This window comes from Microbacterium protaetiae, from assembly GCF_004135285.1.
Taxonomy (GTDB): Bacteria; Actinomycetota; Actinomycetes; order Actinomycetales; family Microbacteriaceae; genus Microbacterium; species Microbacterium protaetiae.
In genome coordinates, this window is the sequence record NZ_CP035494.1 from 80,242 (window position 1) to 94,074 (window position 13,833).

Annotated in this window: 11 protein-coding genes; 7 read left to right on the top strand and 4 right to left on the bottom strand. The window is 69.9% G+C overall.

What is annotated here, in order from left to right:
• Positions 1-29 precede the first annotated feature (29 nt).
• Both ET475_RS00395 and ET475_RS00400 read left to right on the top strand, forming a co-directional pair.
• Positions 30-1,352, top strand: coding sequence for an O-acetylhomoserine aminocarboxypropyltransferase/cysteine synthase family protein (locus ET475_RS00395; RefSeq protein WP_129384977.1), 1,323 nt, complete (start codon positions 30-32; stop codon positions 1,350-1,352).
• A gap of 105 nt (positions 1,353-1,457) precedes the next feature.
• On the top strand, positions 1,458-2,447 hold the full coding sequence (locus tag ET475_RS00400) for a Gfo/Idh/MocA family protein (RefSeq protein WP_129384979.1): 990 nt from the start codon (positions 1,458-1,460) through the stop codon (positions 2,445-2,447).
• On the opposite strand, the gene ET475_RS00405 is transcribed toward ET475_RS00400, so the two are convergent.
• Positions 2,423-2,815, bottom strand: coding sequence for a PLDc N-terminal domain-containing protein (locus ET475_RS00405; RefSeq protein ID WP_129384981.1), 393 nt, complete (start codon positions 2,813-2,815; stop codon positions 2,423-2,425). The genes ET475_RS00400 and ET475_RS00405 overlap by 25 nt on opposite strands.
• A gap of 35 nt (positions 2,816-2,850) precedes the next feature.
• Here ET475_RS00405 and ET475_RS00410 point away from each other — a divergent pair, with 35 nt between their 5' ends.
• Genes ET475_RS00410 through ET475_RS00425 form a run of 4 tightly spaced genes read left to right on the top strand, consistent with a single transcriptional unit; the run spans position 2,851 to position 7,749 of the window.
• Complete coding sequence (locus ET475_RS00410) at positions 2,851-3,735, top strand: NYN domain-containing protein (RefSeq protein ID WP_129384983.1); 885 nt, start codon at positions 2,851-2,853, stop codon at positions 3,733-3,735.
• A gap of 57 nt (positions 3,736-3,792) precedes the next feature.
• Positions 3,793-4,815, top strand: a complete 1,023-nt coding sequence (gene glsA / locus ET475_RS00415; RefSeq protein ID WP_129384985.1) for a glutaminase A — start codon at positions 3,793-3,795, stop codon at positions 4,813-4,815.
• Positions 4,808-6,475, top strand: coding sequence for an MFS transporter (locus ET475_RS00420; protein ID WP_242497709.1), 1,668 nt, complete (start codon positions 4,808-4,810; stop codon positions 6,473-6,475). The genes glsA and ET475_RS00420 overlap by 8 nt, the downstream gene beginning before the upstream one ends.
• Complete coding sequence (locus ET475_RS00425; RefSeq protein ID WP_129384987.1) at positions 6,472-7,749, top strand: DUF4921 family protein; 1,278 nt, start codon at positions 6,472-6,474, stop codon at positions 7,747-7,749. The genes ET475_RS00420 and ET475_RS00425 overlap by 4 nt, the downstream gene beginning before the upstream one ends.
• Here ET475_RS00425 and ET475_RS00430 read toward each other — a convergent pair.
• Positions 7,737-9,278: an ATP-dependent DNA ligase gene (locus ET475_RS00430; RefSeq protein WP_129384989.1), complete on the bottom strand. Its 1,542-nt coding sequence runs from the start codon at positions 9,276-9,278 to the stop codon at positions 7,737-7,739. The two genes, ET475_RS00425 and ET475_RS00430, sit on opposite strands and share 13 nt — an antisense overlap.
• Positions 9,279-9,346: 68 nt before the next feature.
• Between ET475_RS00430 and ET475_RS00435 the strand changes: the two genes are divergently transcribed.
• Positions 9,347-10,756 carry an MFS transporter gene (locus tag ET475_RS00435; protein WP_129384991.1) on the top strand — a complete coding sequence of 470 codons (1,410 nt, stop codon included), beginning with the start codon at positions 9,347-9,349 and terminating at the stop codon, positions 10,754-10,756.
• 820 nt (positions 10,757-11,576) lie between these two features.
• Here the strand turns inward: ET475_RS00435 and ET475_RS00440 are convergent.
• The gene (locus ET475_RS00440; RefSeq protein WP_129384993.1) at positions 11,577-12,554 is read right to left on the bottom strand and encodes an epimerase; all 978 of its coding nucleotides are present in this window, start codon (positions 12,552-12,554) and stop codon (positions 11,577-11,579) included.
• On the bottom strand, positions 12,551-13,411 hold the full coding sequence (locus tag ET475_RS00445) for an LLM class flavin-dependent oxidoreductase (protein WP_129384995.1): 861 nt from the start codon (positions 13,409-13,411) through the stop codon (positions 12,551-12,553). Before ET475_RS00445 ends, ET475_RS00440 begins: the two co-directional genes overlap by 4 nt.
• Between the last annotated feature and the right edge of the window lie 422 nt (positions 13,412-13,833).

Here is a 13,833-nt window from a genome sequence, read left to right on the forward strand (position 1 = left end):
GCCGTGCATGCCCCCGCGAGAATGGACGCATGTCCGAGAACGCCGACTGTCCCCCGCCGTCCTTCGCCACTGCACAGGTGCAGGCGGGGTATGCGGCACCGGCCGCACCGACATCGGCGGTGCCCCCCATCTACCAGTCGAACGCCTTCGCGCTGAAGTCGCTGACCCACGCGCGCGACCTCTTCGCGCATCGCGCCGACGGCGACGTGTACGCGCGCACCGGCAACCCGACCGCGACGATCTTCGAGCAGCGCATCACCGCCCTCGAAGACGGAGTGGCCGCCGCGGGAATCGCCTCGGGCCAGGCCGCCGTCGCCCTCACGATCCTCGCCCTGACCGGTCGGGGCGGGCACGTCGTCGCGGCCAACCAGCTCTACGGCGGCACCGTCGATCTGCTCGTGGAAACCCTGCCCGATTGGGGCATCGAGACCACCTTCGTCGATCAGGACGACATCGACGCATGGCACGCGGCTGTCAGGCCCTCCACTCGGCTGTTCTTCGCCGAGACCGTCGCGAATCCCATCGCCCAGGTACTCGACGTGCGGGCGGTGGCCGATGCCGCGCACGCGGCCGGGGTTCCTCTGGTGGTCGACAACACCGTGGCCACGCCGTATCTGCAGCGTCCGAAGCGGTTCGGCGCCGACATCAGCGTGCACTCGGCGACGAAGTTCATCGGCGGTCACGGCACCGTGATCGGCGGGGCGATCGTCGACCTCGGCACCTTCGACTTCTCCGCCGAGCCCGAGAAGTGGCCTGCGCTGACCGAGCCGAGCCGCCGCATCCCGAGCGGCGAGAGCCTGCTCGAGCACTACCGCGACACCTCGCCGTTCATCGCGCTGATAAAGGCCAAGCACATGCATGATCTGGGCCCGACGCTGTCCGCCACCACGGCGTTCGCGTTGCTGCAGGGGCTGGAGACCCTCGACATCCGCATGCAGCGGCATGCGGCATCCGCTCAGCGCATCGCCGAGCACCTCGCCACCCACCCGGCCGTTGCGCGCGTGCACCACCCCGGGCTGGCCGGGAATCCGTGGCACGACGCGGCGCAGACCTACCTCGAGCGCGGAGTGCCGTCGGTGTTCTCGATCGACCTGCACTCCACGGGTGACGACGAGGCTGACTTCGTGCGCGCCGAGACGTTCATCGCGGGGCTGAAGGTGCTGCACCTGCTGGCGAACATCGGCGACGCGCGCAGCATCGTCACCCACCCGGCATCCATGACGCACAGCCACCTGTCGCCGCAGCAGCTGGCCGACGGCGGCATCTCGTGGGCCACCGTGCGCCTGTCAATCGGGCTCGAAGACGCCGATGACCTGATCGCCGACCTGGACCGGGCGCTCGCGCTGCTCTGATGCGGCCCGGGGCGGGGACAACCCGGGCAACCCGAGGACAACTCGGGCAACCCGGGGACAACTCGGGGAACGTGGGGACAACTCGGGGATCGGTAGGGTGAAAGCATGACCGGACTTCGCTGGGGCATCCTTGCTACGGGCGGCATTGCGCACGCCTTCACCTCCGACCTGCGTACCGCCGGGCTCGACGTTCAGGCCGTCGGCTCCCGCCGTCCCGAGGCCGCGGCCGCCTTCGCCCAGCAGTTCGAGATCCCGCGCGCGCACGGCTCGTACGAACAGCTGGCCACCGACCCCGACATCGACATCGTCTACGTCGCGACCCCGCATCCGATGCACGCCGAAGACGCGCTGCTGTGCCTCGAGCACGGCAAGCACGTGCTCGTCGAGAAGTCGTTCACGGTGAACGAGCGCGAAGCGCAGGCTGTGCGAGATGCCGCCGCCGCGCGCGGCCTGCTGGCGATGGAGGCCATGTGGACCCGCTACCTGCCACACATGCGCCGCATCCGCGAGCTCATCTCCCACGGCACGCTGGGCGAGGTGCGCACGGTGTTCGCCGACCACACGCAGAAGATCACCGCCGACCCGGCGCATCGGCTGAACGCCCTCGAACTCGGCGGCGGGGCACTGCTCGACCTCGGCATCTACCCTGTCTCGTTCGTCTGGGACATCCTGGGCGCGCCCACACAGATCTCAGCACAGGCGCGGCTGGGCGAGACCGGCGCCGACACCGAGGTCGCCACGCTCTTCACGCACGCCGCCGGTGCCGTCTCCACGAGCATTTCGTCGTCGCGGGCGGCGGGACCCAACACCGCCCACATCGTGGGTACCGAGGCCCGCATCGACATCGACCGGGTCTGGTACACGGCGACCGACTTCCGCGTGACGGCCCCCGACGGCCGCGTCATCGAGGAGTACACCTCCCAGATCGAGGGCCGCGGCATGCAGTATCAGGCGCTCGAGGCCGAACGCATCATCGCCGACGCTCGGCGCGACAGCGACATCCTGCCCATCGACGAGACGGTGGCGATCATGGGTACCCTCGACGAGATCCGCCGGCAGATCGGCGTGCGCTACTCGGCGGACTCGGCGGACTGATCGCCCTGCTGCCGGCGCCGCAGCTCGGCGCGCCGCCGGTCCTCTTCGATCTCGCGTTCGAGATCGGCGAGCTGCTGCTCGGTGGTGCGGGTGTCGCGGGGTCGTGACGGCATCATCGGTGCGGGCAGGGATGCCGGCGGCCGGGCCGAACGCGGGCGCCGTTGCAGCCGTGGCATCCGCGGCGCGCCGTCGGCGTACTCCCGCCCGATCGTGAACCAGAGGATCACGCCGATCAGCGGCAGCAGGATCACCAGCAGCAGCCAGAGCGCCTTGGGCATGTGCTTGATCTGTCCCTCATCGCGCACGATGATGTCGACGACGGCGAACACCGTCGCCGCCACCACCAGGAGCGTGAACACGATCGACATGACACGAGCATAAGGTCACCTGTCACACTGGACGCATGCCGAACACACTCGATGCCCGCGTGGCCGTCTACCTCGACTTCGACAACATCGTGATGTCGTGGTACGACCGGGTGCACGGCCGCAACGCGTATTCGCGCGACCGGCAGCGCATCATGGCCGACACCACCGATCCCGAGATCGCCGGACGGTTGGCCGATGCCCGTGTCGATGTGGGCGCGATCATCGACTATGCGGCATCCTTCGGCACCCTGGTGCTCACCCGCGGGTACGCCGACTGGTCGAACCCGGTCAACGCCGAATACCGCAATCAGCTCGTGGCACGTGCCGTCGACCTGGTGCAGCTGTTCCCGGCCGCGGCGTACGCCAAGAACGGCGCCGACATTCGCCTGGCCGTCGACACCGTCGAGGACATGTTCCGCCTGCCCGATCTCACGCACGTGGTCATCGTCGCCGGCGACAGCGACTACGTACCGCTCGCGCAACGCTGCAAGCGACTGGGCCGGTTCGTGGTCGGTGTGGGCGTCGCGGGCTCCACGGCGAAGTCGCTGGCCGCCGCCTGCGACCAGTTCGACAACTATGACGAGCTGCCCGGCATCACCCGCCCCGAACCCGCCGTGAAGACGACGACGAAGGATGCCGCCCCGCCGCGCACCCGCAAGAAGAAGGAACCCGAGCCCGAGCCCGACCCTGCCGGCGAGCTGCTCGAGCGGGCGCTGAAGCTCGAGCATGTGCGCACCGACGAGGAGTGGATGCACCTGTCGGCAGTGAAGAACCTGCTCAAGCGCATGGACCCGTCCTTCAGCGAGAAGGTGCTCGGGCACAAGTCGTTCTCGGACTTCGTCAAGGCACACCCCGAGGTCGCCGAGATCGATGAGTCGACGAACATCGTCACGGTGCGCCTGCAGCCATCGCGTACCTGACCGATATATCACTGCAATGTCCCCGCGCGGCGGTGCTCCGCGCGATACCGTGGGCCCGTGCGCGACGACGAACTCGACATCACCGACATCGGCCAGCGCGCACACCCCGGCCCGGTTCCCGGTGACGCCCTCATCGACACCGCCGTGCACGATGCCTATCGCCGCGCACTGACGCATCGCGAAGGCGTGGTCGCCGACTACATCCCGATTCTGGGCGCTGCCGACCCCGAGGCGTTCGGGCTGTGCGTGGCCGATGTCGACGGCGGCCTGCACGAGGCGGGCCAGACCCGCACGGCCTTCTCGATCCAGTCGATCTCGAAGGCGTTCGTGTACGCGCTGCTGTGCGAGGGGGTTGGTCACCACGAGGTGCGTGAGCTGGTCGGCGTCGACAACACGGGCCTGGCGTTCAACTCGGTGGTGGCCATCGAGCAGGCCGGCGGCCATCCCCGCAATCCGATGGTCAATGCCGGCGCGCTGGCTACGACAGCCCTCATCCCGGGAGCGACGGCCGAGCGCAAGTGGCAGTTCATCCTCGACGGGCTGTCCCGCTTCGCCGGCCGCGAGCTCGAGATCGACGACGAGGTCTACCGGTCAGAGAGCGAGACCAACCACCGCAACCGGGCCATCGCGCAGCTGCTGCACAGCTATGGGCGAATGCGCTTCGACCCCGCCGAGACCGTGGACGTGTACACCCGACAGTGCTCGGTGCGCGTCGACGCCCGCAACCTCGCCGTGATGGGCGCCACCCTCGCCGACGGCGGGGTGAACCCGGTGACGAGAGACCAGGTGGTCTCGGCCGATGTCTGCCGCGACACCCTGGCCGTTCTCGCCGCGAGCGGACTGTATGAGCGCAGCGGCGAATGGCTGTTCGAGATCGGGCTGCCCGGCAAGTCGGGCGTGGCAGGAGGGCTGGTCACCATCGCCCCGGGCAAGGCCGGCATCGGCACCTACGCTCCGCCGCTCGACGCGGCCGGCAACAGCGTGCGCGGACAGATCGCCACGGCCAACCTCTCCCGCACGCTGGGACTGAACGTCTTCGCCTCCTCCCCCGCCCCTCACCGTCAGGAACACCATGGCTGACTCGTCCACCACCGCGCGCGCCTCCTGGGCACCGATGATCGCGCTGTTCCTCGCGCAGATTCTCATGTCGTACAACGTCTCGGCACTGCCGGTGACCCTCGGCGGCATGGTCGACGAGTTCGGCGTCCCACCCACCGACGTGTCGACGGCCATCGTCATCTACGGGCTCGCCGTGGCGGCACTGGTCATGGTCGGCGCGAAGGTCGGCCAGCGCGTGGGCTGGGTGCTGATCTTCCGTATCGTGATAGCGCTGTTCGCGGCATCCGGTCTTCTCATGATCTTCGCGCCCGTCGTCGGCTGGGTGATCGCCGCGCAGGCCATCGCCGGAGCCTCGGCGGCGATCATCGTGCCGTCGCTGGTGGCCCTGATCGCCGAGAACTATCAGGGACGCCAGCAAGAGACGGCCATCGGTTCGCTCGGCTCGGCACGGGCGTTGGCGGGTGTGACCGCTTTCCTGCTCGGCGGCACGCTGGCGACGTTCGTGGGCTGGCGACCGGTCTTCGCCGTCGTCGTGCTGGTCGCGGTCGCCGTCTTCATCCTCAGCTTCAAGTTCGTCTCGGTCAAAGGCAACCCCGCCATCCACATCGACGTGGTCGCCGCCGTCATCATCGGCCTGGGCATCATCGCGCTGACCCTCGGCGTCAACAACCTCAACGCCTGGGGCATTCTGCAGGCGCGCGACAGTGCACCGTTCGACATCTTCGGCCTGTCGCCGGCGCTGCTGCTGATCATCGTGGGTGTCGTGCTCGTGCAGCTGTTCTTCCTGTGGACACGCCGGCGCACCCGCCAGGGCAAGGTGCCGCTGGTGAGCCTGTCGGTGTTCGGCTCGTCACGCGAGCGTGCCGCCGTCTACGCGATGTTCATCGTCGTCGCCCTCGAGGCGGCGCTGAACTTCACCGTGCCGCTGTACATCCAGATCGTGCAGGGACGCACCCCCGTCGACACGTCGCTGGCGATGCTCCCGTTCAACCTCACGGTGTTCGTCACCGCCATCATCGTGGTGCGCTTCTACCGCCGCTTCTCGCCGCGCGTCATCGGCACGTTCAGCTTCGGGCTGACCACCATCGCGCTGATCTGGCTGTCGTTCGTGGTGACGAACAACTGGGAGACCCTGCCCACCATCCTCGGCCTGTTCGTCTTCGGCGTCGGGCAGGGAGCCCTGGTCACTCTCGTGTTCAACGTGCTGGTCACCGCCTCGCCGAAAGAGCTCGCCGGTGACGTCGGCTCGGTGCGCGGCACCACGCAGAACCTGGCGTCGGCAGTGGGCACCGCCGTTGCCGGCGCGCTGTTGGTGGGACTGCTGGCCGGAAACATCACCGCGGCTCTGGCAGCACACCCCGAGCTGCCCGACGAGGCCGTGGCCCAGGTTCCGCTGGACAGCGTGAACTTCGTCAGCAATGACCGTCTGCGCGACGTACTGGCCGGCACCGACCTCGACCAGACGCAGGTGGATGCCGCGGTCGAGGTGAACGAGCAGTCCCGCCTTTCTGCGCTCCGCCTCGGCCTGCTGATTCTCGCCGGCGTCAGTGCGATAGCCATCGTGCCCGCCAGTCGACTGCCGAAGTTCAAGCCCGGAGAGGTGCCCGAGTCGGTGGCGACCGGCGACCTGCCCGACGAGATCGCTGCGGCGGAGAAATCGCTCGCCGCAGACGAGTCGTGAGCCTGCCCGCTCTGCGCCGACTTGCCGACGGCACCGTCAAGCAGGTCGGGCCGCTCACCGGCACGCGGGTGTGGACGGTGCCCGGGCGCGCCAACCGGCCGCTGGCCGCCGCGCGCGGCGAACCACGCCTGCTCGAACCGGGCGACCACACGCAGCTGTGCGCGTTCTGCGAGAACAGGTACCTGGAGACCACTCCCGAGAAGGCACGGCTGGTCGGCCCGTCGTTCGAGCGCATCGACCGGGTCCCCGCCGACGCGCTGCATGACTCGGTGGCGGAGTTCCGTCGGTTCGGCAACCTCTTCGAAATCGTCTCGGCGGCCTACTGGCGCACCAACCACGACTTCCATCACAGCGCCGACGTCGTCGCGTGGGCCGAGCGCTACCTCGCCCACCCGGCAGGGCACGCGCACATCGAGAAGCTCGCCGCGATCCGTGCGGCCTCGTCGGGTACGGCCCACGACCTGCACACGGCCGCCGTCGACCTGGTCGGCGGCTCGCACGATGTCATCGTGGCCCGCCGACACGTGCGCGATGGCGCCACCCGCGACGACGAACTGGTTTCGAGCGGGGTGCTGACCCCCGACGAGCACGCCGCCTATCTGGCTTTCACCGTCGCATCGATGCGCGAGATCGCCGACGCCCAGCCATACGCCGCGTATGTGGCCGTGTTCCAGAACTGGCTGCGCCCCGCCGGGGCATCGTTCGAGCATCTGCACAAGCAACTCGTCGCAATCGACGAGTACGGGCCGCAGACCGAGCGCGAGCTGACCCTGCTCGAAGCCGACCCGCGGCTGTACCAGCATGCTGTCGCCGATCTGTCGGTGCGAGAAGGTCTGCTGGTGGCCGCCACCGACGGCGCCGTCGCCTTCGCGGGTATCGGGCACCGCTACCCTGCCTTCGAGGTGTACTCGACGGCCGACGCCCATCATCCGGCCGATCACACGCCGGCCCAGGTGCGCGCGATGAGTGACCTGGTGCACGCACTTCACGCGGCCACGGGAGTGCTGGTGCCCACCAACGAGGAATGGCACTATCGGCCGGCACCGGCGGCCGCACCGATGCCGTGGCGCATCGTGCTGAAGTGGCGGGTGTCGAACCCGGCCGGCTTCGAGGGCGACACGAGAGTCTACGTGAACACCCTCGACCCGTGGACGTTGCGTCAGCGGGCCGTCGACGAGCTCGAGCGCCTGCGCGCCGAGGGTGCCATCGCCAGCGGCATCCGTATCGGCGACGAGTGCGCACCCGGTGACGCCCGCCTGCATTACGCCGACTGATCAGGCACGTCGGCGGCCGCACGCAGCGCCTGCAGCGTCTGGATCGTGTCGGCCTCGGCGGCGGATTTGTCGGGCCGGTACCCCTTGACGCGGGCGAAGCGCAACGCGATCCCGGCCGGGTAGCGCGGCGAGCGCTGCACGCCGTCGATGGCGATCTCGACGACGGTGATCGGCGCGACGAACACAGTGCCGGCCGTGCGTCGGGTCTCGATCTGCTCGAAACGCGTCGTCTGCCAGCGCAGCACCTCGTCGGTGAGCCCCTTGAACGTCTTGCCGACCATGACGAACCCGCCGGGCTCGCCGTAGCGGCCGTCGGGATCCCGCGCGCCCAGATGCAGATTCGACAGCCACCCGCGACGCCGCCCTGAGCCCCATTCACAGGCGAGCACGACCAGGTCGTAACTCAGCACGGGCTTCACCTTTATCCAGGCCTTGCCACGGCGGCCCGCCGCATATCCAGCGTCGATCGCTTTGACGACCACCCCCTCATGGCCGGCGGCCAGCGCCTGCGCAGACAGCTGCTGCGCGGCATCCGCATCGCCGGTCACGATGCCCGGAACGCGCCACGCACCGGCCACGCGCTCGAGCTCACGCAGCCGCACGCGCAGCGGCTCGTCGATCAGGTCTCGGCCGTCGACGTGCAGCACGTCGAAGAACCACGGTCGCAGGGCGATGTGGCGTGCCCGGTCGGCCCCGAAGCGTGCCATCGTGTCTTGAAACGGGCGCGGAGTGCCGTCTTCGCCCAGCGACAAGGTCTCGCCGTCGAGGATCACATCGTGCACCGGCAGCTCGCGCACGGCGGCGACGATCTCGGGCACGCGGTGCGTGATGTCGGCGAGGCTGCGCGTGTACACGCGCACGTCGTCGCCGTGCCGGTGCACCTGGATGCGCGCGCCGTCGAGCTTGTACTCCACGGATGCCTCACCCGTGATCGCCACGGCCTCGGCGACGCTGGTGGCTGAGGCGGCCAGCATCGGCTGCACCGGGCGGCCCACCTGCAGCCCGACGCGGGTCAGATCGGCGCCCGCGAGGGCGAGGGCGGCCGTCTCGCCGAGATCGCCCGAGAGCATCGCGGCGCGCCGCACGAGGGCGGCGTCGGCGTGCACGTCCTGTGCGATGGCATCCAGCAGCACGCCCTGCAGAGCGCCGGTGCGCAGCTCGCCGAGAATCGCGCGCGTGATGAACCCCCATTCCTCGGTGGTGGCCCGCCCGGCGATCTCACGCAGCAGTCCCTCGCGCACCCCTGCCGATCCGGGGCCGGATGCCGCGGCCAGGCCGCCGAGCGCACTGTCGAGGTCGGCGATCGTCAGGCTCGCGGCATCCGCATGCGGCACCTGCAGCGTCGCGATGCCGCGCCACCCGACCCCGAGCCGCCCCTGCCGTGGGCTGCCGATCAGCAGGCCAATCGCCGGCAGCACGTCATCGGGGCCGAGTCGGTCGAGAAGGCCCGCCAGCGCCTCGGTCTTCTGCCGGCGCGATCGTGTCGCCGCAACGGTGGCGGTGACGTCGACGAGTTCGGCAAGCAGCATGCTCGGATTCTTGCACTGGGTGCCGACATCAGGAATGCGCTGCCGCGTCGACGTGGTTTGCTGTTCCTATGGCGAATCAGGTCGGACTGCGGTCAGAGCGCGGACCGATCTTGCTCTCGCTTATGCTGGCGTCGTTCCTCATCGCCATCGACTCGACGATCCTCGCGACGGCCGTTCCGACGATCGTGGGCGATCTGGGCGGTTTCGCACAGTTCCCCTGGCTGTTCTCGGTCTATCTGCTCGCCCAGGCCGCGTCGGTGCCGGTCTACGCGAAGCTCTGCGACACGTTCGGACGCAAGCCGATCATGATCGTGGGCATCGGGCTCTTTCTGATCGGCTCGGTGGCTGCGGCACTGGCGGGGACCATGCCGGCACTCATCGTGTTCCGGGCCGTGCAGGGGCTGGGTGCGGGAGCCATCACCCCCACCAGCATGACCATCGCCGGCGACATCTACACGATCCGCGAGCGTGCCACCGCCCAGGCGTACCTGGCCAGTGTGTGGGCCATCTCGTCGGTGGCTGGGCCGAGCCTGGGCGGCCTGTTCGCGCAGTTTCTGTCGTGGCGCTGGATCTTCTGGGTGAACGTGCCGCTGAGTCTTCTGGCTTTGTTCATGCTGCTGCGCAGCTATCACGAGAAGTTCGAACGCCACCGGCAACGGATCGACGTGACCGGCTCGGCGCTGCTCACCGCCGCGCTCGTGCTGCTCGTGCTCGGCGTGCTCGAGGGCGGCCAGGGCTGGGCGTGGAACAGTTGGCAGAGCCTGGGATGCTTCGCCGGCGGCGCCGTGCTGCTGGTGGTCTTCACCCTCGTCGAACGGCGGGCTGCCGACCCTGTGCTGGCGCCATGGGTGTTCTCCAGCCGCATCGTGGTCACCGCGTCGCTGGCGGCGCTGGGCGTGGGCGCGGTGCTCATCGGCCTGACCTCGTTCGTGCCGACGTTCCTCGAATCCACCGCTGACGCCGCCCCGCTGCTGGCCGGGCTCGCGGTGGCCGCCCTCAGCCTCGGGTGGCCGATCAGCGGGGCGCTGGCCGGCCGTTTCTACCTGCGCATCGGGTTTCGGTCCACGGCGGTGATCGGCAGCATCCTGGCGGTGGTCGGCGCGATACTTCTGACCCTGTTCGCCGCGACGCCCTCGCTGGTGTTGACCGCCGTCGCCTGCTTCGTCGTCGGACTCGGACTCGGTCTTGTCGCCAACCCCTCCCTCATCGCCGCGCAGTCCTCCGTCGATCTGCGCCGCCGGGGCGTCGTGTCGGGGACGAGCATGCTGGCCCGATCCGTCGGCAGCTCGGTGGGCGTGGCCGTCTACGGCGCAATCGCGAACGCCGTCATCAGCACGAACGGCGGGCCGCGGCATCCCGCTGCCGTCCAGGCCGGATCGACCGCGGTCTTCATCGGAGTCGCCGTCTCGGCGGTGCTGCTTGTCGTGTGCACGCTGCTGATTCCGCACGTGCCGATCAGCGAGGAAGACAGGGCGTAGGCAGCGGCGGGCGCGCTCGCCTCCGCTCGGCCCTTCCGAACGCCGTCCCGTGTGGTCGCTTGCTTCTCCGCCAGCCGAAACGCCGTCCCGTGTGGTCGCTTGCTCCGCGCGAAGCGACCAGATCGGACGGCGCACCTCACGCGCCCCCGCACACGCCGTCCCAAGTGGTCGCTTGCCCTCCGCCAGCCGACACGCCGTCCCAAGTGGTCGCATGCTCGGCGCGAAGCGACCAGAACGGACGGCGCACCTCACGCGCTCCCGCACACGCCGTCCCGTGTGGTCGCTTGCTCCTCCGCCAGCCGAAACGCCGTCCCAAGTGGTCGCTTGCTCCGCGCGAAGCGACCAGAACGGACGGCGCACCTCACGCGCTCCCGCACACGCCGTCCCGTGTGGTCGCTTGCTCCTCCGCCAGCCAAAACGCCGTCCCAAGTGGTCGCTTGCTCCGCGCGAAGCGACCAGAACGGACGGCGCACCTCACGCGCCCCCGCAAACGCCGTCCCAAGTGGTCGCTTGCTCCGCGCGAAGCGACCAGAACGGACGGCGCACCTCACGCGCCCCCGCACACGCCGTCCCAAGTGGTCGCATGCTCCTCCGCCAGCCGAAACGCCGTCCCGTGTGGTCGCTTGCTCCGCGCGAAGCGACCAGATCGGACGGCGCACCTCACGCGCTCCCGCACACGCCGTCCCACCTCGTCGGATGCGACACGCCAAGCGACCATTCGCGACGGTGGTCGATGCCGCAAGCTGGCCGCGCCTCCCCCACGCCATCGACGACTCGTGCGTTGCATCGAGGGGATGCCGCGCACCGCGCGAAGAGCGCGTCAGCGTCGCATGGTGCGCCACACGTCGGCGACCGCTTCGTCGAGATCGGGGTGGCCGAACGTGAAGCCCGCCGCCTGCAGCCGAGCGGGAACGACCCACCGACTCTTGAGCACCAGCTCGGGTTCGGTGCGCAGCGCCCACATCGCCGGCTCGAGCACGAAACGCGGTGCCGCAAGCCCCAGTGGCATCCCGACTGCGCGACGCAGCGTCTGCATGAGTGTGCGGTTGTCGACGGGATTCGGCGAGGCCAGATTCACCGCCCCGGCGATGTCGGGATGATCACGGATGAAGCGCACGGCCCCGACAGCGTCATCGAGGTGGATCCAGCTGAATCGCTGGCGTCCGCGCGAACGATGCCACGGCGCGGGCCCGCCCGTGGGGTGCGGGCCGATGCCGCGATATCGGCGATGCGCGAACCACCGGCCGTCATACTGCGGGCCGCCCAAACCCCACCGCGCGAGGCGGAACAGCATCCCGGTCGCCGGCCCGTCTCCGAGCACTATCGCCATGCGCAGCGCGACGCGCCGGGTCGCCGGCAGCGAGCCTTCGAACAGCTCGCTCTCCCACGCTCGGGCGACATCGACCGAGAACCCCTCGCCGAGTTCGCCGCCGTCTTCGGTCTGCGGGTGGTCGAGCGCGTACCGATAGATCGTGGCGGTGCTCGCGTTCAGCCACAGCGCCGGGGGGCGGGATGCCGCAGCCACGGCATCGCGCAGCATTCCGGTGGTCGCGATGCGAGAGTGCAGAATCTCGTCGCGGTTGCGCTCGGTGTACCGGCAGTCGACGGATTTTCCCGCCAGATTGACGAGGATGTCGCTGCCCTCGACAGCGCGCCTCACACTGTCGAGGTCATCCCAGCGGGCGTCGGGACCCGCTCGGCCGATGAACCGCACGGCGTATCCGTCGCTGCGCAGCGCCTCGACGATCGCGCGGCCCACGAAACCAGAACCGCCGGCGACGGTGGCGACCGGACTCATGAGCGGCTGCCGACCAGGCGCCCCACCTCGGCCGCATCGGCATAGTACGCGGCCAGCGGCGCATCGTTGGGCGGCATGAGCACGACGTGGTCGACGCCGGCCGCGGCGAAACGGAGCACCCCGGCTGCGACCTCGGCGACCGATCCGGCCAGTACGCGATCGGCGGCATCATCCGGGGCATCGTCGCCGTAGACGGCGATCGCGCGGGCTGCGGCATCCTCTCCGAACGCGGCCACGACATACGCGACCACGTGCCGTGTTGCGTTCGATGCCCGCACCGCCTGAACGGCTGTCGCGACCTCATCGACGGTGTGCCGCATGTCGAGCACGACGCCGTCGGCGACCTCCCCGGCCGCCACCAGCGTCTTCGGACCTTCCGCGGCCGCGTACACGCGCGGCGGCGCCGCCGGCGGCCAGGCGAGTCGCACCTGGTCGAGGGTCACGTATCGGCCGGCGACGGTGACGTTCTCGCCGGCCAGCAGCGCGCGCAGCGCGGGTACATACTCCCGCATCAGCGTCAGCGGCGACGCGACTCGCGCGCCGACCTGGCCCATCCACGCCAGCACGCCGTGCCCAACACCCGGCATCAGCCGGCCCGGGAACATCCGCTCGATCGTCGCGATCTCCATCGCGTTGGCGGCGACATTGCGCAGCGGCATGGGTGCGATGCCGATGCCGATGCGCAGGTGCTCGGTCCAGGCCAGCGCCGCGGATGCCGCGGCGAAAGCAGAGCTGCGAAAGCAGTCCTCCCAGACCCACAGCGTGTCGAGCCCCGCATCTTCAGCGGCCAGCACGGCCTCGTGAAAGGCCTCCGGCGGGTTGGGGTAGGGGCTGAAGATCGCACCGACGCTGGTCATGCGATCATCCTGCCCGCACGTCTGGGTGAGGGGCAAACCCCGCAGGCGGCGAGCACGCCCGTGACCGGGTCGGCATGCGCCGCGGCGCGGCGCGGGGTACGCCGCGGCGCGGGCTGCGGCCCGGGCTGCGGCGCCGGCTGCGGTCTGCGGTGCGGTCTGCGGTGCGGTCTGCGGCGCCGAACCGCCGAGACAAGGGATTTCCACCGAAACCGGGGGCGTCGCCCTGGGTCTCGGCGGGAATCCCCTGTTTCGCTGAGGCCGAGGCCGGGGGCCGGGGGCGGGTGCAGGGGGGCGGGTGCCGGGGCGGACAGGCGGCCGCGGCGCGGAGGCGAGGGCGGGCAGAGGCGGGGCGGGCACACGGCGCGGGACGCGAGGCCGACGCCGAGACGCCGAGAGGCCGAGACGCCGCGTCACCGAGTCGC